The sequence below is a fragment of the Lentzea aerocolonigenes genome (genome assembly GCF_000955955.1).
Lineage (GTDB): Bacteria > Actinomycetota > Actinomycetes > Mycobacteriales > Pseudonocardiaceae > Lentzea > Lentzea aerocolonigenes_A.
This window is the reverse complement of record NZ_JYJG01000016.1, coordinates 19809-40086: the sequence shown is the minus strand read 5'-3', so window position 1 is coordinate 40086 and position 20278 is coordinate 19809. Positions and strand designations below refer to the sequence as shown.

At 69.2% G+C, this 20278-nt stretch carries 16 protein-coding genes; 4 read left to right on the top strand and 12 right to left on the bottom strand.

Features of this window, described 5'->3' with window-relative positions; all coding sequences use genetic code 11:
• Positions 1 to 85 precede the first annotated feature (85 nt).
• Complete coding sequence (locus UK23_RS03880; RefSeq protein WP_063778037.1) at positions 86 to 1021, top strand: Glu/Leu/Phe/Val dehydrogenase dimerization domain-containing protein; 936 nt, start codon at positions 86 to 88, stop codon at positions 1019 to 1021.
• 65 nt (positions 1022 to 1086) lie between these two features.
• On the opposite strand, the gene UK23_RS03875 is transcribed toward UK23_RS03880, so the two are convergent.
• The 8 genes from UK23_RS03875 to UK23_RS03840 form a co-directional block, all read right to left on the bottom strand.
• Complete coding sequence (locus tag UK23_RS03875; protein ID WP_045309946.1) at positions 1087 to 1497, bottom strand: L,D-transpeptidase; 411 nt, start codon at positions 1495 to 1497, stop codon at positions 1087 to 1089.
• Positions 1498 to 1560: 63 nt separating this feature from the next.
• Positions 1561 to 1917 carry a L,D-transpeptidase gene (locus UK23_RS53570; protein WP_052684332.1) on the bottom strand — a complete coding sequence of 119 codons (357 nt, stop codon included), beginning with the start codon at positions 1915 to 1917 and terminating at the stop codon, positions 1561 to 1563.
• Between the two features lie 350 nt (positions 1918 to 2267).
• On the bottom strand, positions 2268 to 3038 hold the full coding sequence (locus UK23_RS03865) for a S1 family peptidase (protein ID WP_045309945.1): 771 nt from the start codon (positions 3036 to 3038) through the stop codon (positions 2268 to 2270).
• A gap of 131 nt (positions 3039 to 3169) precedes the next feature.
• On the bottom strand, positions 3170 to 4210 hold the full coding sequence (gene glpX / locus UK23_RS03860) for a class II fructose-bisphosphatase (protein WP_045309944.1): 1041 nt from the start codon (positions 4208 to 4210) through the stop codon (positions 3170 to 3172).
• A 67-nt stretch (positions 4211 to 4277) separates the two neighbouring features.
• Positions 4278 to 4493, bottom strand: a complete 216-nt coding sequence (locus UK23_RS03855) for an exodeoxyribonuclease VII small subunit (protein WP_045309943.1) — start codon at positions 4491 to 4493, stop codon at positions 4278 to 4280.
• The gene (locus UK23_RS03850; protein WP_045309942.1) at positions 4490 to 4834 is read right to left on the bottom strand and encodes a hypothetical protein; all 345 of its coding nucleotides are present in this window, start codon (positions 4832 to 4834) and stop codon (positions 4490 to 4492) included. Before UK23_RS03850 ends, UK23_RS03855 begins: the two co-directional genes overlap by 4 nt.
• Positions 4824 to 6062 carry an exodeoxyribonuclease VII large subunit gene (gene xseA / locus UK23_RS03845; protein ID WP_082114387.1) on the bottom strand — a complete coding sequence of 413 codons (1239 nt, stop codon included), beginning with the start codon at positions 6060 to 6062 and terminating at the stop codon, positions 4824 to 4826. Before xseA ends, UK23_RS03850 begins: the two co-directional genes overlap by 11 nt.
• Entirely contained in the window at positions 6059 to 6550 is a 492-nt protein-coding gene (locus tag UK23_RS03840; RefSeq protein ID WP_045309940.1) for a lipid droplet-associated protein, read from the bottom strand. The genes xseA and UK23_RS03840 overlap by 4 nt, the downstream gene beginning before the upstream one ends.
• Positions 6551 to 6612: 62 nt before the next feature.
• Between UK23_RS03840 and UK23_RS03835 the strand changes: the two genes are divergently transcribed.
• Positions 6613 to 7557 (top strand): 4-hydroxy-3-methylbut-2-enyl diphosphate reductase, encoded by a 945-nt coding sequence (locus UK23_RS03835; RefSeq protein WP_045309939.1) that lies wholly within the window; start codon positions 6613 to 6615, stop codon positions 7555 to 7557.
• Here UK23_RS03835 and UK23_RS48215 read toward each other — a convergent pair.
• The 4 genes from UK23_RS48215 to UK23_RS03815 form a co-directional block, all read right to left on the bottom strand.
• On the bottom strand, positions 7554 to 10964 hold the full coding sequence (locus UK23_RS48215; RefSeq protein WP_196777596.1) for a helix-turn-helix domain-containing protein: 3411 nt from the start codon (positions 10962 to 10964) through the stop codon (positions 7554 to 7556). The genes UK23_RS03835 and UK23_RS48215 overlap by 4 nt on opposite strands.
• A gap of 91 nt (positions 10965 to 11055) precedes the next feature.
• Positions 11056 to 14361 carry a hypothetical protein gene (locus tag UK23_RS03825; protein WP_082114385.1) on the bottom strand — a complete coding sequence of 1102 codons (3306 nt, stop codon included), beginning with the start codon at positions 14359 to 14361 and terminating at the stop codon, positions 11056 to 11058.
• An 81-nt stretch (positions 14362 to 14442) separates the two neighbouring features.
• The gene (locus UK23_RS03820) at positions 14443 to 15156 is read right to left on the bottom strand and encodes a DUF6542 domain-containing protein (RefSeq protein ID WP_045309937.1); all 714 of its coding nucleotides are present in this window, start codon (positions 15154 to 15156) and stop codon (positions 14443 to 14445) included.
• Between the two features lie 89 nt (positions 15157 to 15245).
• On the bottom strand, positions 15246 to 16157 hold the full coding sequence (locus tag UK23_RS03815) for a DNA recombination protein RmuC (protein WP_045309936.1): 912 nt from the start codon (positions 16155 to 16157) through the stop codon (positions 15246 to 15248).
• 99 nt (positions 16158 to 16256) lie between these two features.
• Between UK23_RS03815 and UK23_RS03810 the strand changes: the two genes are divergently transcribed.
• Positions 16257 to 17396 (top strand): exonuclease SbcCD subunit D, encoded by a 1140-nt coding sequence (locus tag UK23_RS03810; RefSeq protein ID WP_045309935.1) that lies wholly within the window; start codon positions 16257 to 16259, stop codon positions 17394 to 17396.
• Positions 17393 to 20269 (top strand): AAA family ATPase, encoded by a 2877-nt coding sequence (locus UK23_RS03805; protein ID WP_045309934.1) that lies wholly within the window; start codon positions 17393 to 17395, stop codon positions 20267 to 20269. Before UK23_RS03810 ends, UK23_RS03805 begins: the two co-directional genes overlap by 4 nt.
• Positions 20270 to 20278 lie beyond the last annotated feature (9 nt).

The window sequence follows — 20278 nt, the reverse complement described above, 5'->3', positions numbered from 1 at the left end:
ACAACGTTCGGCACATGCGCTCCAACCCTGGTCCTCACCCTAACTTCGAAGCCAGAACATGGTGGAAGTTCGGGGAGGAACGCAGATGTGGGAACACGAACGGCTCGTCGTCCGCACCGGGCCGCGGTCGGGGATGACCACGATGGTCGCCGTGCACTCGACCGACGCGGGGGTGGCGGTCGGGGGTTGCCGGATGAAGGCCTACGAGCAGATCACCAACGCGGTCACCGACGTGCTGCGGCTGTCGAAAGCCATGACGCTCAAGTGCGAGGCGGCGGGAATTCCGCACGGCGGGGCCAAGAGCGTGATCGTGGCCGACCGCCCGCTCACCCCGGAGCTGCGCCGGCTGGTGCTGCTCGACCACGCTGACCTGATCAACGAGTTCGGCGGTGCCTACAAGGCAGGGCCGGACGTCGGCACCGGGCCCGCCGACATGCTGGTGCTCAGCGAGCTGACGCCGCACGTCTACTGCCTGCCGGAGGAGCACGGCGGCACGGGCTCGTCGAGCGGGCCCACGGCGCGCGGGGTGCTGGCGGCGTTGAAAGCGGCTGCACAGCACGTTTTCGGGACGGACGACCTGGTCGGCAGGAAGGTGGTGATCAGCGGGTTCGGCTCGGTGGGGGAGATCGTCGCGCGGTCGCTGGACGGCGCGGAGGTGATCGTGTCCGATGTGGACGAGAGCAGGCGGACGGACGAGTTCGGCTGGGTGCCTGCGGATCAGGCGTACCGGGTCGAGGCCGACGTGCTCGTGCCCGCGGCTGTGGGAGGTGTGCTGAGTCCGAGGACGGTCGAACACCTCGACGTCAGGCTGATCGTGGGGCCCGCGAACAACCAGCTCACCGACGATGCTGTCGCCGGTCTGCTGGCGGAACGCGGCATCGTGTGGGTGCCCGACCACGTCGCCAGTGCCGGCGGGGTGATCTACACGCTGGCCAGGGAGGACGACGGTGCCGACCACGAGACCGCGCTGAAGAGGGTGGACGGCATCGCGGAGACGGTGCGGAAACTCCTCGTCCGGTAGCAAGCCGGTGTCCGATGTGGACTTACGGAGGCTGCCCACCGGCGAGGCCGGTGGGCAGCAATCCGTTATGGCAGAACCTGGACCTTCTCGCCGATGGCCAGGTTGTCGAAGAACACCAGCGACGCGTCGGCCGGGAGCCGGACGCAGCCGTGCGACTGGACTGCGATGTCACCCTGGTGGAACGCGATGCCGGTCGTGGTGAAGTACACCGCGTTCGGCATCGGGCCGTTGTAGGGGACACTCCAGTCGTTCTTCACCTTGCGCAGCACCGAGAACGTGCCCACCGGGGTCTCGTAGCCCGGCTTGCCGTGGCTGACTGGAACAGGGCCGTAGCTCACGGCGCCGTTGAAGACCAGCCAGGCGCGGTTCGCGCCCTTCTCCAGACACGCTCCGTTGTAGACGGTGCAACCGCCCGCAGCCTGTGCGGGTACAGCGAAACCGAGGATCAGGAGCACCGTCGCGATGAGAACTCGCATCTCACATCACCCCTCGGTAGTGGAGTAACCACTAGCGGGTGATCTGAATCATCCTCTTATGCATCAGGGGACGACCTGAACCGTCTCGCCGATCGAGAGGTTGGTGAAGTAGTACTGGGCGGCCTGCGGGTCCAGGTGGATGCAGCCGTGCGACGGGACGGTCAGCGAACCCTCGTGGAACGCGATGCCGCTGTCCGTGAAGTACGTCGACCACGGCATGGGCGCGTTGTACGGGCGGCTCCACTCGTCCTTCACCTTGCGCAGCACGGGAAAGCGGCCGAGCGGTGTCTCGTAGCCCTTGCGGCCACTGGTGATCTGCACCGGGCCGTACGCGATCTTGTCGCCGCGCAGGATCCACGACTGGTTCGTGGAGAGCTGGATGCACGCGCCGTCGCTGATGTCGCACGGCGTCGGCTTCACGACCGGAGCGGGAGGCGGCGGCGGCGGAGGAGGCGTCTCAGAGGAAGACGCTGCGGCTGACGAAGAAGGAACCCCGGAAGAAGGAACCCCGGAAGAAGGAGCGGAAGACGGAGCAGAAGATGACGAAGGTGGTGGCGCTGTAGGCGTTTCCGCGTGCACGGCCCCCTGCGCGCACCCTGCCACCGACATCAACGCGACCGCCACGAGCAGCATCCGCATCGCGCACCCCCTCAGTGATTCATCCCTTGCCGAAGTAGACGGCCGGAGGATCACTCAGGTTGCAAGGCGGAGGGCCCGCCTCCTGTAACAGTTGGGAGACGGGCCCTCGGAATGCGTTTACCGCGGAACTGCTACAGGCCGCCCACGTTCGAGCTGACCCACGAGCGGTAGTACGCGACGTCCACGTAGATCGACGGAGCCTGGGCGCAGTTCGCGCCGCCACCGGAGCGGCTGGTCGCGCCGATGAGCTCCCAGCGGCCGGACACGGACTTCACCTGCGGGCCACCCGAGTCGCCGTAGCAGGCGCCCTTGTTGCCACCGGTGTTGTTCGTGCAGATCTCCGACGCGGCGGCGATGCCGGAGCAACGGCTGTCCGCGACGATCGACGTGTTGAGCTCCTGCAGGGTCACCGGAGCACCACAGGCACCGCGGACCGGGCAGGTCTGGCCCCAGCCGATGATGCGGGTCGCGGTGCCGACCGGGCCGGACGCCGTCGAGATGGCGATCGGGGCCTGGCTGACCGAGGTGTTGAGCTGCACCAGGGCCAGGTCGGCCGACGGGTGCGTGATGATCCGCGAGGCACCGGTGGTGGTGCCGCCGCTGGTGCGGTTCGTGGTGCCGATCCGGGTGCGGATCGACGCCGCGGACGAGCCCTGGACGCAGTGCTTCGCCGTCACGACCCAGTTGGCCTTGACCAGCGAGGCGCCGCAGAAGTGGCTGCCGGAGGTGCTCTGCAGGGACACCATGAACGGGTAGACCTGAGACGCGTTGGTCCCACCGACGATCATCGTGCCCATGTCGCCGTCGGCAGTGGGGGCCGGAGCCGCAGTGGCCATGGTGGCCGAGGCGAGCAGAGCGCCCGCGGCCACGGCGACTGCGGAGAACAACGAACGTGCCCTCATCGTTGAATCCCTTCCTGAACCCGGCGCAGGGTTGCCGGGGTCAGGTCGGAAACTATGGACGAAGGTCACATCGTCACTAGGGTCACTCGTCTGGTTACCGAGTGTTCACAGTTCACAGGAAAAAGGGACAATCAGGGCAGCGGCTGCTGCACGTCCTCAGGCAGGTCGAAGTCCACCGACGCGTATTCGCGCAGCTTGTGCAGGCTGTGGAAGCCGTCGATCATGCGCACGGTGCCGGACTTGGACCGCATGACGATGGACTGCGTGGTGCAGCCACCTGCCCGATAGTGCACACCGCGCAAAAGGTCACCATCGGTCACGCCCGTGGCGCAGAAGAAGACGTTGTCGCCCGACACGAGATCGTTCGTCGTGAGCACGCGCGACAGGTCGTGGCCCGCGCCGATCGCCTTCTCGCGCTCCTCGTCGTCCTTGGGCCACAACCGGCCCTGGATCGCGCCACCGACGCACTTCAGCGCAGCCGCCGCGATGATGCCCTCCGGCGTGCCACCGATGCCGATGAGCATGTCCACGCCCGACGTCGGACGCGCGGCCGCGATCGCACCCGCCACGTCGCCGTCGGAGATGAAGTGGATGCGGGCACCGGCGCGACGCACCTCCTGCACGATCGACTCGTGCCGCGGCCGGTCCAGGATGCACACGTTCACGTCGGAGACGTCGCTGTGCTTGGCCTTCGCGACGCGGCGGATGTTCTCCGCGATCGGCGCGGTGATGTCGATGACGTCGGCCGCCTCCGGGCCCACGGCGAGCTTCTCCATGTAGAACACGGCGGACGGGTCGAACATCGCCCCGCGCTCGGCCACGGCCAGCACGGCCAGCGCGTTCGGCATGCCCTTGGCCATCAGCGTGGTGCCGTCGATCGGGTCGACCGCGACGTCGCAGTCAGGACCCTCGCCGTTGCCGACCTCCTCGCCGTTGAACAGCATGGGCGCTTCGTCCTTCTCGCCCTCGCCGATCACGACGACACCGCGCATCGAGACGGTGTGGATCAGCTTGCGCATCGCGTCGACCGCGGCGCCGTCACCGCCGTTCTTGTCGCCACGTCCCACCCACCGGCCGGCGGCCATGGCCGCTGCCTCGGTGACGCGCACGAGCTCCAATGCCAGGTTCCGGTCGGGGGCTTCGCGACGTCGTTCCGCGGGGGTGTTCACCATTGCGCGCCTCCATGCGACTACTCAGCGTGCCGGGTTTGTGATCGGCATTCTGAATCCTTGCACGGGATCACGCCTCGGAAACGTCCTCCTCGACCACAGCGAGAGCTGCATCGATTCGCTCGCGCGCACCGGCGAGATGCTGCTCACAAGTCTTGGCGAGCACCTCACCGCGTTCCCACAGGGCGAGTGAGTCCTCCAGCGACAGGCCACCGGCCTCCAGCTTGCGGACCACCTCGACCAGCTCGTCACGGGCGGCTTCGTAACCGAGTGTTTCCGAACTCACGCGGACTGGCTCCTCAGACGGCTCAACACGGTCGCGACGGCCAGGTCGTACCCGACGAGCGCCTCCGCGAACTCTTCGCCGTCACCCTCTCGCACCGCCTCGTCGATGAGCGCCTCGGCCTCCGCGACGCGCCGGTACTGGACCGTTCCCGCGGTGGCCTCGCTCAGATCGTGCAGCGTGAGGATCAGCGTGCGGCGGCTCGTGGTGTCGCAGTCGCCCACCAGTGCCGTCCAGCAGTCCGCCGCGGCGCGGTTCGCCGCCTCCGCCTTGTGCCGCAGTCCCGAGGTGCAATTGCCGGCCGCCTCCATGGTCAGGGGCAGGAACACGGCATCACGCATCATCGGTACCTCCCCCTTCCGCACTGGTGACCACTGCTCCCACTGCTCCGTCAACGACGCGTACCCGCAGCTGTGTTCCGCTCGGCGCGTCCGTCACAGAACGCAACACGCCGTCGGGCCCGTCGGGTGTGACGAGTTGCACAACGGCGTATCCGCGGGCCAGCGTGGCGGCTGGTCCGAGGGTCGTCAAGCGGGCTTTCGTCCCGGAGAGGTGGACGTCCTCCCGATCGAGACGTTGCGTGACGGCCCTGCGGCTCTGGTCGCGAAGGCGTTTCACCTCTTCGGCACGGCGCTCCAGAGGACCGTACGGATCCGAAAGTACTGGTCGGGAGCGCAGAGCGTCGAGCAGTTTGCGTTCGCGGTCGACCCAGCCGTGCAGCGCGCGCCGGCCGCGGTCGCGCATCTGGCGGACGCGTTCACTCTCTTCAGCGACATCCGGAACCACCCGTTTGCCTGCGTCGGTCGGCGTCGAACAACGCAGGTCCGCGACGTGGTCGACGAGCGGGGTGTCCGGTTCGTGCCCGATCGCGGACAGCACCGGAGTGCGGCACTGGGACACCGCCCGGCACAGCGCCTCGTCGGAGAACGGCAGCAGGTCCTCCACGCTGCCGCCACCGCGCGCGATGATGATCACATCGCACTCCGGGTCGCGGTCCAGAGTGGACAGCGCGGTCATCACCTGGGTGACCGCCATCGGCCCCTGCACGGCGACGTTGATGACGCGGAAATGCGCTGCGGGCCAACGGTTCCGCGCGTTCGTGAGCACGTCTCGTTCCGCCGCGGAGGCACGACCGGTGATCAGACCGATCTTCTGCGGCAGGAACGGCGGGCGGCGCTTGCGGCGCGGGTCGAACAGGCCCTCGGCGTGCAGCAGCTTGCGCAGTCGCTCGATGCGCGCGAGCAGCTCACCGATGCCGACCGCGCGGATCTCGTCCGCGCGCAACGACAGCGTGCCCCGGTTCGGGTAGAAGCTGATCTTCCCGTGGACGATCACCCGGCTGCCCTCGGTGAGCTGCAGCTCGCGCACCAGCGAGGCGTTGGCGGTGATCGACATCGACATGTCGACGCTCGGGTCGCGCAGCGTCAGGAACGCCGTGGAGCTGCGCGCGTTCAGCTGCGTGACCTGGCCCTCGACCCAGAGCTCGCCGAGCCGGTTGATCCAGTCGAGCAGCTTGCGGGCGACCGTCCGCACCGGCCAGGGGTTCTCCGGCGTGGATTTTCCTTCAGTCACTGAGACTTGACCGTCGCGATCCTGCGGTTGAGCATGCCCACGAACTCAGGCCTGGCCTCGTGCGCCTTCTCGTAGCTCAGCAGCTCCTCGAGCTGTTCGACGTCGAGATTGCGCAGACGGGCCCGCAACTGGGCGATCGACAGCTCGTCGTACATGGGCAGGAACTCGGGCACCTCGGCGATCGCCCGTTCCTCTTCCTCCCACGGGTCGTCAGCCGACTCCTCGACGACCGCGGTGTCGTTGTCGCCGTCCTCGTCGAACGTCGCCCACTCCGGCTCCTCCTCCGCGGGCCTCAGTCCAGACAGGACGTCGTCACCTTTGATGGCGAGTTCGGTCACATGCTGCTGCACGCGCATGGACAACTGCATCGCCTCGCTGACCACCGTGAGGGGGAGTCCGGCGAGCTGCTGCGGCAGCCTGCGCGCCTGTTCGAGGGCGGTCACCGCGAGTCCAGCGGCGACGCGGACACCCAATGGCAGTGGCTTCATGCGCACTAGCCTGCCGCAACAGCGCTGAGAATGCGACGGAACGCCCTGGGTACCCTGGAGGCATGCCCAAGCGAGTCCTGTTGGCGAAGCCGCGTGGTTACTGCGCGGGCGTTGATCGTGCCGTGGAGACGGTCGAGCTCGCCCTCGAGAAGTACGGTGCGCCCGTCTACGTGCGCAAGGAGATCGTCCACAACAAGTACGTCGTGGAGACGCTGTCCGACCGCGGTGCCATCTTCGTCAACGAGACGGACGAGGTTCCTGAGGGCGCTCTCGTGGTGTTCTCAGCGCACGGCGTGTCGCCGGCTGTCCACGAGGAGGCGGCGCAACGCTCGTTGCGCACCATCGACGCCACGTGCCCGTTGGTGACGAAGGTGCACAAGGAAGCCGTGCGGTTCGCCAAGGAGGACTACGACATCCTCCTGATCGGCCACGAGGGCCACGAAGAGGTCGAGGGCACCGCCGGTGAGGCGCCCGACCACGTGAAGCTCGTGGACACCGCGGAGGACGCCGCCAAGGTCGAGGTCCGCGACCCGAACAAGGTCATCTGGCTGTCCCAGACCACGCTGTCGGTCGACGAGACCATGGTGCGGGTCCGGCAGCTCAAGGACCGCTTCCCGGAGCTGCAGGACCCGCCGTCCGACGACATCTGCTACGCCACCTCGAACCGCCAGACCGCGGTGAAGACGATGGCGCCGTCGTGCGACCTGGTGCTCGTCGTGGGCTCGAAGAACTCCTCGAACTCGGTCCGGCTGGTCGAGGTCGCGCTGCAGCACGGCGCCAAGGCCTCGTACCTGATCGACTACGCCAAGGAGGTCGACCTGGCGTGGCTCGAGGGCGTCGAGACCGTCGGCGTCACGTCGGGCGCGTCGGTGCCGGACCTGCTGGTGATGGAACTGCTGAAGTTCCTCGAGTCGCACGGCTACGGCGAGGTCGAGGAGATCACCACGGCGAACGAGCGGATCACCTTCTCGTTGCCGCGTGAGCTCCGCAAGGACCTGGTTCGCTAACGAATCGTGTCGAGGGCCTGGTTCACGTCCAGGCCCCACACGGTCACGGCGTCGCTGCCCGCGGACACCAGCGTCGAACCGTCCGGCCGCCACGCCAGGTGTGTGACGGCCTGGGTGTGACCGCGCAGCTTCGCCCACAGCGACCGGCCGCTCACCTCCCACACGATGACGTCCCGATCCCGGCCGCCGCTCGCGAGACGGGACGAGTCGGGGCTGAACTCCAGCGATGCCACCGCCTGGGTGTGACCGTGCAGTTCGCCGGTCAGCTGCCACGTCGAGGTGTCCCAGAGCGCGATCACACCGCTGTCGTCACCGGTCGCGAGCAGCTTGCGGTCCGGTGAGACCGCCAATGCCCTGACCGGACTCTTGTGCGGGCTCTGCAACGCCTTCTCGTCCCACGTCCTGGTGTCGCGCACGCTGATGCCGCCGTCCTCGCGGCCGATCACGATCTCCTGGTCGGACCGGCCGAGGGCGGCCGACGTGCGTTGTCCCCAGGCCAGCCCGCCGATCAGCGTGGGCTGGGCGGCGCCGGCGACCGGCCACACACCGTCCGGCACCTCCCCGCCGATCGCGAGCAGGGAGCGGCCGTTGAACTCCAGAGCCACCGGTGGGCGCGCCTCGCTGCGGAACCCGAGCGCGGGCAGGTTCGCGACCGGCTTGCCCGTCGCCACGTCCAGCACCGAGAGCGGTGCGCTCGTCGCGAGCTGCTTGCCGTCCCGGCTGAAACGGCTCATCGCGCCTTTCGCGATTCCGGTCTCCTGCCGATGCACGGTACGCAAGGCGCTGTCACGGCGTTCGATCACACCAGCGTCATCGACCGTGAGCACCGAGCCGTCGGCATCGACCGCGAGCGCGCGCACCACCAGTCCGGACGTCTTGGGCATGTTGGCGGGCGGCCAGAACCTCAACGAGCGGTCGGTGAGGATGGTGAGCGAACCGTCCGCGATGTAGCTCGCGCCGCGCACGGGCTCGCCGACCGTGAGCGTGGCGAGCCTGGTGCCGCGAGCCACGTCCCACATGTTCACCTTGCCGTCCACACCAGCCGTGACGAGAACGGTCTTGTCGGGGCTCAGCGTGAGCGAGGTGACCCCGCCGGCATGACTCGGTGGCGTCGCGACGACGGCGCCGGACGCGATGTCGCGCACCTGCACCAGACCTTCGTCCGTGCCGACGGCGGCGTACCTGCCGCCGGGCAGCAACGTGATCCGGTAGACGTTGCCGGAGCCCAGCGTGAAGCCGCCGGTCTGCTGCCGGGTCGCCAGGTCCCACACTGCGACCGAACTGCCGGAGGCGAGCGCGAGAGTCTTCTCGTCCTCGATCGTGAACGGACCGGTGATCGCTCCGACTGGCAGCTCGTACCGCTTCTGCTTGGTGGCGAGGTCGTAGACCGTTCCGCCGACGAGCAGTGACCGGCCGTCGTCGGTGAAGTGGACGCCGACCGGTTGCGGCGTCGTGATGAACGGCTCCGGCCGGGCGTCCGGACTGGCCCGCAGGGTGATCCGTCCATTGCCCTCGGACACCGCCATCCGGCCGTCGTCGGTGATGGCCCAGCCGAAGATGTAGCTGGACCCGTCGCCTGGGACCGACCTGACGTGACGGAAGCTCTCGGCGTCATAGGTGTCGATGCCGTTGCCGCCTACCGTGACGACTTCGCCGCGGACGATCGTGTAGCTCCACGCGCCGTTGTGCTGCATGGTGCGTCCTATGCCCGCGCCGTCCAGGCTGATCTCACGGCCGTAGGACGCTGCGGCGGCCGCGCTGAGCACCCGGCCGCGTGCCTCGGCGGTCGGGTAGGTCCGGTACGCCTCGGACGCCTTCTGCGCGGCGAGTCCGGGGTCGGTGCCCACGAGTGCCTCCGAGGCCTCGGCGAGCTGCTGTGACTGCCGCACGAGCCCCAGCCGATCGACCTCACGGCGTTGCTGCACGGCGACCACCGCGGTCGCCGTGGTGGCGACCAGCAGTGCCGTCAGCCCCGCGGCGACCAGGCGCTGGCGGCGGGAACGACGGCGTTCGCGCGCCTTCGAAGCGCCGATGAACTCGCGTTCGGTGGCGGTCAGCTCCGGAGTGGCTCTGGTGATCCACTCGGTCGTCTCGGCGAGCCTTCCCGTCCGGTAGAGCGAGTCGTCGTCGCGGCCCAGCTCGTGCCACGTGCGGGCCGCATCGGTGAGCCTGCGGTGTGTCCGGAGGCCCTCGTGGTCCTCGTCCAGCCACGACCGCAGCCGCGGCCAGGCCCGGAACAGCGCCTCGTGCGTCACCTCGACGGTGTGCTCGTCGACGGTGATCAACCTGGTCTCGGCGAGGACGTCGAGGACTTCTTCACCGACGACGTCCTGGCGCGGGATCGGGCGTTTGGTGCCGTCGGCGCTGAGCCGGAGCAGGAGCTGCTTGGCGAGGCGTTGCTCGTCTTCGTCGAAGGAGGCGTACGCGGCTTCGGCGCTCTGGGCGAGCGCGCCCTGGATCCCGCCCGCGGCCTGGTAGCCGGCCAGGGTCACCGTGTTGCCGCGCCTGCGATGCCACGTTTCGAGCAGCGCGTGCGACACGAGGGGGAGCACGCCGCTGCGTCCCGCCGCCTCTGCGACGAGGGTGGTCAACAGGGCCGTTTCGACCGTGCAGCCAACGGTGGCGGCGGGCTGCGTGATGGCCCGCCGCAGCTCGTCGGGCGTCATCGTGCCGAGGAGCACCTGTGCGTCCGTGAGTGCGTCGGCGAGCTTCGGGTACTGCGCGCAATGAGGGTAGAAGTCGGACCGGATCGCGATGACGCGGCGGCAGTCGGCGGAGAGCAGTGCGTCGAGGAACGCAGCCCGTTGCACCTCGTCGTCGCACAGCGTGAAGAGCTCCTCGAACTGGTCGACGACGAGCAGATCGGGGTTCCGGTCGAGCGCCTCGGCGATCGCCGCGTCCGGGTCGTGGCCGGGCGTGCAGACCACCGAACGTTCGAACTTCGCCGCGATACCCGCCCGCAGCAACGACGACTTGCCCTCGCCGGACGCCCCGAACACCGCGAGGAACCGCTGGCGTTCGAGGCGGTCGAGCAACGTGTGGGTCAGCGCTTCCCGGCCGAAGAACCTGTCCGCGTCCTCTCTCGTGAACGGGTTCAGGCCCACGTACGGCGATGGGCCGTTGTTCGTCTCCCTGCTCTGCGCCATGGCCACGGCCAGGTCGTGCCAGCGTTGCTCCCACGCGCTCTCGTCGCCGTGGCACCCGCGGACGTACGCGAGCGTCGCGTCGAGACCCGGCAGCTTCCGCCCGCCCGCCGCCTCGGACAGCGTGCTCGCGGAGAAGTGCGCGCGCCGGGACAGCTCCCGATAGCTCGGCAGTCCCGCGTTGGTCCGCAGTCGTCGTAGGTCCGCGGCGAACTGCAACAGCGGACTGTCACCGTCGTCCAGCGGACGTTCCCCTCTAGGCATCGCACTCATGCTGGCAGAGTGCGTGCTGGTCAGAGGGTTGTTGTCCGAGATCCGTTGTACGACGTTCGCGGGCCCGACCACGAACAACGGATCAAGCGAGTGCTCGCAACGCGGTTTCCACGTCGAGCGGCCACTTGATCACCGCGTCCGCCCCGGCAGACACCACCGCACGACCGTCGGGCATCCACGCGACGTGCGTGACGCCCTGTGTGTGCCCGGTGAGGGTCGCCCAGACGTTGTTCTGGTGGAGATCCCAGACGACGACGTTCTTGTCCTTGCCGCCACTCGCGAGCCGGGTGGAGTCGGGGCTGAACTCCAGCGCTGTCACGCCGCTCGTGTGTCCACGGAGTTCGCCGGTCTTCTTCCACGTCGTGGTGTCCCACAGCGTGATGAGCCCGTCGTCGCCGCCGGTCGCGAGCGTGCGCTTGTCCGGTGACAGGGCGAACGTGCGCACCGCGCCGTCGTGCACCCTGCCGAGGCCCGTGGTGTTCCAGGTGCCGGTGTCCCGGATGGCGACCACGCCGTCCTCCGAGCCGATGACGAGGTCGTGGTCGGAGCGGCCGAAGGCGATCGCGGTGGGCTCGCCGCCGAAGACGCTGCTGACCTGCACGGACGACGGTTCGGGCTGAACCGGCCAGGCGCGCGTCAGCACTGCCGGCGTCCCACTGCCGGATGTGTCGAGGGAGCGGACCACTTTGCCGTCGGCGACGTTCCTGACGGCGAGCTTCTCGCCGTTGCCGCTGGTGGCGAGCAGCTTCCCGTCCTTGCTGAACGCGGCAGCGGAACGGTTGGTCACGCCCGTCGCGACGCGGCTGATCGGCCCCGTCCCGGCGTCCCGGCGTTCGATGAAACCTCCGTCGTCGAACGTGAGGACGGTCCCGTCGGGGTCCACGGCGAGTGCCCGCATGGCGTGACCCGAGGCCATCGGCACGCTGCCTCGCGACCACACGCGCAGGCTGGTGTCGGTGAGCACGACCAGACGGCCGTCCGGAGTGAAGGCCGCGTCGTGCTTGAGGCGGTCCATCCGCAGCGAGGGCAGGGCGGTGTCGTGGACCAGGTCCCACAGCCGGATCTCGTCCTCGCCGAGGCTCATCACGGCGAGGATCGTGCGGTCGTCGCTGGTCTCCAGGTTGACCGGGGACCTGGACGAGGTCAGCTCCCTGATCTGCTTGCCGGTGGTGGTGCTCCACAGCTGCACCGGGCCGTCCATGGTGCCGACGACCGCCTGGTCGCCGGGCAGCAGCTCGAGGTCGCTGATCCGGCCGTTGATCGTGAAACCCCCGGTCTGCTGAGCCTTGCTGATGCTCCACAGGGTCACCGAGTCGTGGCCGTAGACCGCGAGCGTGTCGCCGAGGACGTCGACGCTGCGCGGCACGGTGCCGATCGGCAGTTCCGCGCGGATCCTGCGGGTGGCCAGGTCCCAGATCTGGCCGCCGACGATCAACTCGCGGCTGTCGTCGGTGAAGGCGAGCGCCGTTTGGTCGCCTGACTCGCGCAGCACCTCCGGTTCGCCCCTGGGACCGGATCTGAGCGTGACCTTGCCGGTCGGGTCGGCGACGGCGATGTGACCGTCCCCGGCGAAGTGGAGCCCGTACACCGAGCCGTTCGTGGGGAGGTCGGCGATGTGCGCGAGGGTGGTGCTGTCGTAGAGCTGCGCGCCGTGTTCGGTCGCGAGTCCGATGAGGCCGTTGCCGGCCACCACGCTGTAGCCGTTGACGTTGATCTCGCGCTGACGGTTGAACGCGGTGCTGAGGACCTGACTGCGGGCTTCCTGGGTCGGGGAGGTCTGGTACGCGGTCAACGCCTTGCGGGCGGCCTCGTCCGGGTTGCTCGCCATCAGGGCGGCGGAGAGCGCGGCGAGCTGCTGCGACTGAGTGATGCGGCCGAGGCGTTCGACCTCGGCACGTTGCTGGGAGGCGGTGACGGCACTCGCGGTCGTGGCGAGGACGAGGGCGATCAGGCCCGCCGCGGCCCAGCGCAGACGCCGTGTGCGCCGGCGAGAGAGGTTCTTCGACGCGGTCAGGAACGCGTCCTCGGTCTTGGTGAGAGCGGGTTCGGTGCGGGCGGCCCAGTCGGTGGCCTCCGTGAGCCTCACGGTCCGGTAGAGCGCGCCCGAGTCGCGGTCCAGCTCCTCCCACAGGCGGGCGGCCTCGGTGAGCCTGCGGTGGGTCTTCAGGCCTTCGCGGTCCTCGTCGAGCCAGGCGGCGAGGCGTGGCCAGGCTCGGAAGAGCGCCTCGTGGGTGACCTCGACGGTGTTCTCGCCGACCGTGACCAGGCGGGCGTTGGCGAGCACGTCGAGGACCTCGTCGCCGATCACCTCGCTGCGCGGGACCGGGCGTTTCGTGCCGTCCGCGGCGAGCCTGAGGAGCAGCTGGCGGGCTCGCGGCTGCTGGTCCTCGGTCAGCTCGGCGTAGGCGGTCTCGGCGCTCTGGGCGAGTGCTCCGTCGATGCCACCGGCGGCTTTGTACGCGCCGAGGGTGAGGATGTTGCCGCGCTTGCGGTGCCAGGTCTCCAGCAGGGCGTGGCTGACCAGCGGGAGCACGCCGCTGCGGCCCGTCGCCTCGGCGATCAGGGTGGTGAGCAGGGCGCCCTCGACCGTGCAGTTCACGGTGGCGGCGGGCTGGGTGATCGCGCGGCGCAGCTCGTCCGGCGTCATCGTGCCGATCAGGACCTGGGCGTCGGTGAGCGCTTCGGCCAGGTCCGGGTGCTGCGAGCAGTGCGGGTAGAAGTCGGACCTGATCGCGATCGTGGTCTTGCACGGGGCGTTGAGGAGCAGGTCGAGGAACGCCTGGCGCTGGACCGGGTCCTCGCACAGGGTGAAGAGCTCCTCGAACTGGTCGACGATGAGCAGGTCGGGGTTCTTGCCCAGCGCGTCGGCGATGGAGGCGTCCGGGTCGGTGCCGGGTGTGCAGCTGATCGGGTTGCCGAAGTGCTGGGCGAGACCGGCCTTGAGCAGCGACGACTTGCCCTCACCGGATGCACCGAAGACCGCGAGGAAGTTCTGCGTCTCCAGGCGTTCCCTGAGCGCGATGGTGAGCTTCTCGCGGCCGAAGAACCGGTCGGCGTCTTCTCTCGTGAACGCGCTCAGGCCCACGTACGGCGACGGGCTGACCCTGGACTGGAACAGGCTCTCGTCGACCTCGTGCCAGCGTTGGGACCACGTGTTCTCGTCGCCGCCGCACGCCCGGACGTACGCCAGCGTGACGTCCAAGCCGGGCAGCTTCCGCCCGGCCGCGGCTTCGGACAGCGTGGTGACCGAGAAGTGCGCTTTGCGGGCGAGCTCCCGGTACGGCGGGCCGCCCGCCTCGGCGCGAAGGCGGCGCAGATCTCCGGCGAACCGCAACAGCGGGCTGTCGCCCTCGTCCAGTGGACGTTCTCCCCTAGGCATCGAGCTCATGCTGGCAGAGTGCTGCCGTTTTCCCTGCTGGTTGTTCCGACCTGGTTGTTCGCGGTTCGGGGAGTGGCCGCGGACAACGTCCTAGCGGTCGTCGCGCGGGGGCCTCGGGCGGCGCTGACCGGCCGGGCGTTCCGCGCGAGCACCTTCCGGGCGCGGACGGCGTGCGGGTGCGCCCTCAGGACGTGGACGACGGGCCGGGGCACCCTCGGGCCGCGGGCGGCGCGGGCGCTCCTCCTCGGACTCCTCGCGCGCGGGCTTGCGGGGAGCCGGCTTGCTGCGGGACTTCACCTCGGCCTTGGCCTCGCGGACCTCGTCCTTGGACGGCCGGTTCGGGTCTTTCTGGATGGCCATGCGCACGATGCCGAGCACGACGGTGACCGCGGTGGTGATGGCCATGACCGGGAAGCTGTCGATGAGCGGCTTGCCCAGGCCGAGTGCCATGGCGGACAGGCCGCCCTTCGAGACGCCGCCGGTGAGCAGCACCAGCGTCGGCACGGTGGCGGCCAGGATCAGCGGCGGCTGCACCATCGGCGCGAACAGGCTGCGGCGCTGCACGAGCAGGATCGCGGCCAGTGCGCCGATGAAGAACACGGCGTTGAACGTCCAGCCGACGGTCTTGCTCGAGTTGATGTCGATGAACGCGCCGATGAACGCTGGGACCAGGGCGGACAGGATCGCAGCCCACCAGGGGATGCCCTTGAACGACCCGAAGATGGCCCGGTAGTTCCACGGAACGGCGTCGTAGTCCTCGACGTCGTCATCGAAGGCAGCCGAACGGTCGCGCAGCTCACTCACGCCGCACACGGTAGCCGTTCGGCCATTAGGTGTTCGTCAGTCCGCTGCTTTCTCACCCAGAAGCAACCTGTGGGCACACTCCGTGCGTTTTACGCGGACTGTTCGTCCGCCCTTCGGACGAGAGGCAGCGGCGTAGGGGTGGCGGAGGCCTCGGTCAGCGGCTCCACGCTCGCCCGGAATCCCTCGAGGGCGTCGAGCTCGCGGCGGCGCGCACTCAGGAATCGCTGCAGGTGCGTGGTGGAGAGGTTGACGGCGTCGATGGCGGTGTCGGCGGCCCGGTTCGCACGGCCCGCCTGCAGCCTGACCTGCTCGACGTCGTCGGCGAGGGCTCGTTCGGTGACCGCGAACATCGCACTCGACGCGATCACGGCGAACCCGGTCGGGCCGCACAGGAAGACCCGGCGGTCGAGGAGCCACCTGAGGAGCTCGGGGTCCGTGTCCAGGGCCGCGACGACCGCGCCGTCGTTGGGGACGAACATGATCGTGCCGTAGATCGCGTCGGCCCAGCGCTGGTAGCCCTTGCCGGCGAGTTCGGCGGCTCGGGAGCGGATGTTGCGGACGTGCACCCGCAGCGCGTCCTGACGTTCCTGTGGATCGTCCGTCTCGACCGCTTCTGCCCACGTCGCCATGGACATCTTCGAGTCGACCGGGACCATGCGGCCGCCGCCGACGCTCAGCACCATGTCCGGCCGCACCGCGCCACCGCCCGCGACGTCCGTCTGGAGCGTGTAGTGGAGGTTTTCCCTCAGGCCGAGTGCGCGCGCGGTTTCGACGAGGACCTGTTCGCCGAGCTCACCACGACCGCTGACGCTCGAGAACGCCACCTCGTACCGCTGCAGAGCTTGCTGCTGGGAGTCGTAGCGCGCGCGTTCGACGCCGATGGCGTGGAGTGCCTCGTCGGTGCGCCGGACGCTGTCCTGGTAGAGGCGGTAGACGAACACCAGCGCCCCGGCGCAGACGAGCGCCAGGACGAGCGAGGCGGTGATGATCACTGCGGTCACGGCACCGATGATGCTCCCTCAGAGATGTTGAACTCGATCGGGTGACACGCCGGGAACCCTCCCGGAGTTTTGTCGGACCCCGTCTCTACGGTTGGTGCCATGCGGATCCTGCACACCTCCGACTGGCACGTGGGGCGCACTTTCCACGGCCGCGACCTGCTCGTGGAGCAGGAGTCGGTGCTGAGCGGCCTCGCTGACCTGGTGTCTTCCGAGAAGGTCGACGTCGTGGTCATCTCCGGCGACCTCTACGACCGCGCGGTGCCGTCCGCCGACGCGGTGTCGTTGTGCGCGCGGGTGCTGATGCGGATCCGCGCGGCCGGGGCGCAGATCGTGATCACCCCGGGCAACCACGACTCGGCGGCGCGGATCGGGGTGTTCGGGGAGTTCGCCGCGGCTGGCGGGCTGTTCCTGCGCACGCAGATCTCGTTGCTGGACAAGCCGGTCGAGCTGGCGGACGAGCACGGGCCCGTTGCGGTGTACGGGATTCCGTTCCTGGAGCCCGAGCCGGCGCGGCACGTGCTGGGAATCGCGGACAAGGGCCACGCGCCGGTGCTCGGCGAGGCGATGCGCCGTATTCGCGCCGACTTGGCCTCGCGTGAGGCGCGGTCGGTGGTGCTGGCGCACGCCTTCGTGACAGGTGGGGCGCCGTCGGAGTCCGAGCGCACCATCGCGGTGGGTGGCGTGCAGGACGTGTCGATGCAGGTGTTCTCGGGTGTCGACTACGTGGCTCTCGGTCATCTGCACGGTCCGCAGACCCTGGCCGAGAACCTGCGTTATTCGGGCAGTCCGCTGGCGTACTCGTTCTCCGAGGCGCGGCACCGGAAGTCGGTGTGGCTGGTGGAGCTGGACGCGGGTGGTCTGGTCGGCGTCGAACGGCGTGAGCTGCCGGTTCCGCGTCAGCTCGCGACGGTGACCGGGACGCTGGCCGAGGTGCTGGAGGATCCGGCGCACAAGCCGCTGGAGGACCACTTCCTGTCGGTCGTGCTGACCGACCAGGTGCGGCCGATGGATGCGTTGCGGCAGCTGCAAACCCGCTTCGAGCACGCCGTGCACGTGGAGTGGCGGCCGGAGCAGGGGCTGCAGCACAACATGACGTACGCGGAACGGGTGCGCGGCCGCACGGACGAGGAAGTAGCGTGCTGCTTCGTGTCCGACGTGCGCGGGTCCGAGCCTTCTGCTGCCGAGATGTCGTTGCTGCGCGAGGCTTTCTCCGTTGTCGCGAGGGAGCAGGAGCAATGAGGCTGCACCGGCTGGAGCTGACCGCGTTCGGCCCTTATCCGAGGCCCGAGGTCGTCGACTTCGACTCCTTGGGTGCCGACGGGTTGTTCCTGCTGCACGGTGACACGGGCGCGGGCAAGACGACGTTGCTGGACGCGGTGGCTTTTGCTCTGTTCGGCCGGGTGCCGGGCGCTCGTGGCGACGTGAAGAAGCTCCGCTGCGAGTACGCCGATCCCGAGGTGCCGACGGAGGTGTCGCTGGAGCTGACCGTGCAGTCGCGGCGGTTCCGGATCGTGCGCTCGCCGGAGTTCGACAGGCCGAAGAAACGCGGCGGCGGCTTCACCACGCAGCCCGCGAAGTGCTCGCTGACCTGGCTCGAAGGCTGGGACGGCGAGGGGATCACCCGCATCGACGACGTGGCCCGCGCCGTCGAGGACATGCTGGGCATGTCGTACGAGCAGTTCTTCCAGGTGGTTCTGCTGCCGCAGGGCGAGTTCGCGAAGTTCCTGCGCTCGGACACGGCCGAGCGGGAGGTGTTGCTGGAGAAGCTCTTCGGCACCGAGCGGTTCCTCGACGTCGAGAAGTGGTTCCGGGACAAGCGAGTTGTGGCCGGCCGGGTGCTGGAGGAACGCCGCCAGGGCGCTGCCGAGCTGATGCACCGCGTGGCGGAGGCGGCTGGCGAGGAACCGTCGTTCGAGCCGGGCTGGCTGGAATCGGTGCTGGAGCGGTTGTCCTCGGCCGTCCGCGAGGCCTCCGCCGCCTCGGAGGAGACGGCAGGTGTGGCCGACGGCGCGGACGCCCTGCTGGCCCAGGCCCGTGTGCAGGCCGACCAGATCCGCCGCGTCCGCGAGGCCCGCGACATGCTGACCCGCGTCGACGCCGCAGACTCGGCCTCCTGGTTCGCCGAACGCGACGCTGCCCGCCGTGCGATCCCGGTCGTCCCGGCCTTCAACGAGATCGCGAAGCTGCAGGAGTCGTACAAGTTCGCGGTCCGAGACGAGTCCGCCGCCGCGGAAGCGCTGGCCCGCTTGGGTTATGAGGGTTCCTCGTTGCGGGAGGACGCCGAGCGCTTCCGCGAAGAAGCCGGCGGTCTGGCCGAACTGGCCGCCGAAGCCGAACGCCAGCAGGCCGACGTGCGCAGGCTGTCGGTGCTGAAAACCTCCTCGTACCAGGTAGAACGCCGCCTGCTCGCCCTGAACGCGGAACTGGAGGTGCTCCCGGAGCGCCTGGCTCAGTGCCGGGCCCAGCTGGACGCCGCCGTGGAGGCCTCAGCTCGGTTGGAGGGCCTGAAGGCACGCGCGGACGCCGCCGAAGCGCTGCCAGGGGCAGGAGTTGCCCTGGAACACACCAAGAAGGAGCTCCACCAGGCGATCGACGTCCACCAGAAGGCCAAGGACGTCCTCCAGCAGGTCCGCCACCAGCGCCTGGAGAACATGGCCATCGAGTTGGCCGCGGCTTTGAAGCGCGGCAAGCCCTGCGCGGTGTGCGGTTCTCCGTCGCACCCCGCGCCCGCGCAACCGATGCTGGGCGGCGTGGACGCGGCCGACGAGGAAGACGCGGCAGCCGACGAACAGACGGCCTTCGACCGTCGCAACGAGGCCGAGCGAGCCGCGCACGCCGCCGAGCTCCGCATCCAGGCCTGCTGGGAAGCCCTGGGTTCCGAGGAGCCGGCGGTAGCCCTGTCCGAGTACCGCGCGGCGCTGGAACTGGCCCGCACCCGCTCGCAGCGCCAGACCGAGTTCGTCGGCCTGGAAGCCAAAGCCCGGGACCTGGGCACCGAGAAGGCGACGGTCGAACAAGAGCTGGTGGGTTTGCGCACCGAACACGCCTCGCTCGTCACCGTCGTCGAAGAACGCGGTGCCCGCCTCGACAAAGCACGCGGCGAACACGAGGACGTCCTGAGCCGCCGCGATCACCTCCTGCGCCTGGCCAAGGCGCTGGTGGAACTGGCTGACCGCCGAGCCGCCCGCGACGCTGCCCTCGCCCGAGTCGAAGAACAACAGGCCTCCGTTGCCGCTTCGGCTCTGGAAGCAGGCTTCCCGGACGTCGACACGGCACTGGCGGCCGCCCGGCCGGCCGCCAAACTCCAAGCCCTGGACGAGCGAATCGCCGCCTGGGAGCGCGCGCGAGCCACCGCCATGGCCACCCTCGAAGAGCTGGCCGAGGTGGATCCTGCCTCCGGGGTCGACCTGAACGAGGTGACCGCCGCGGCTTCTTCCGCTCGCGCCGCCGCTTCCGAAGCCGCGACGCGCCTGGCTCGCGCCCGCGCGGCGTTCGATCGGGTCAGCGAGCTGGCCGCGCGGTTGCGGGCCGAGCGGAAGTCGTTGGAGCCCTTGGAGAATTCCTACGCCGAGCTGGACGCGCTGACCGACGTGATCAACGGCCGTGGCCAGAACTCCAAGAAGATGACGCTGCGCTCCTACGTGCTGGCGGCTCGGTTGGAGGAAGTCGCCGTTGCTGCTTCTGCTCGGCTGCACCGGATGAGCCAGGGCCGCTACAGCTTCGTGCACTCCGACTCCGCAGGCGCCCGAGGCACGCGCGGCGGTCTGAGCCTCGACGTGCTGGACGACTACTCGGGGCGGTCCCGGCCCGCCAAGACCTTGTCCGGTGGCGAGTCGTTCCTGGCTTCGCTGTCGCTCGCGCTGGGTCTGGCCGATGTGGTGGCCAACGAAACCGGCGGTGCGTTGCTGGACACGCTGTTCGTGGACGAGGGGTTCGGCACGCTCGACTCCGACACGCTGGACATCGTGATGAACACGCTGGACGAGTTGCGGGCCGGTGGCCGGGTCGTCGGACTTGTGTCGCATGTGGAGGAACTGCGGCAGCGGATTCCGACCCGGCTGCGGGTCCGCAAGGCGCGCACCGGATCCACGCTGGAGGTCTCGCTGGGTTAGCCTCGGTCC

Excerpts from the sequence above, each read along its gene's own strand:
- UK23_RS03875 (WP_045309946.1), bottom strand. The coding sequence starts at position 1,497 with ATGCGAGTTCTCATCGCGACGGTGCTCCTGATCCTCGGTTTCGCTGTA.
- UK23_RS03840 (WP_045309940.1), bottom strand. The coding sequence starts at position 6,550 with ATGAAGCCACTGCCATTGGGTGTCCGCGTCGCCGCTGGACTCGCGGTG.
- UK23_RS48215 (WP_196777596.1), bottom strand. The coding sequence starts at position 10,964 with ATGCCTAGAGGGGAACGTCCGCTGGACGACGGTGACAGTCCGCTGTTG.
- UK23_RS03850 (WP_045309942.1), bottom strand. The coding sequence starts at position 4,834 with ATGATGCGTGATGCCGTGTTCCTGCCCCTGACCATGGAGGCGGCCGGC.
- UK23_RS03810 (WP_045309935.1), top strand. The coding sequence starts at position 16,257 with ATGCGGATCCTGCACACCTCCGACTGGCACGTGGGGCGCACTTTCCAC.
- UK23_RS03880 (WP_063778037.1), top strand. The coding sequence starts at position 86 with ATGTGGGAACACGAACGGCTCGTCGTCCGCACCGGGCCGCGGTCGGGG.
- glpX (WP_045309944.1), bottom strand. The coding sequence starts at position 4,210 with ATGGTGAACACCCCCGCGGAACGACGTCGCGAAGCCCCCGACCGGAAC.
- UK23_RS03865 (WP_045309945.1), bottom strand. The coding sequence starts at position 3,038 with ATGAGGGCACGTTCGTTGTTCTCCGCAGTCGCCGTGGCCGCGGGCGCT.
- UK23_RS03805 (WP_045309934.1), top strand. The coding sequence starts at position 17,393 with ATGAGGCTGCACCGGCTGGAGCTGACCGCGTTCGGCCCTTATCCGAGG.
- UK23_RS03825 (WP_082114385.1), bottom strand. The coding sequence starts at position 14,361 with ATGAGCTCGATGCCTAGGGGAGAACGTCCACTGGACGAGGGCGACAGC.
- UK23_RS03835 (WP_045309939.1), top strand. The coding sequence starts at position 6,613 with ATGCCCAAGCGAGTCCTGTTGGCGAAGCCGCGTGGTTACTGCGCGGGC.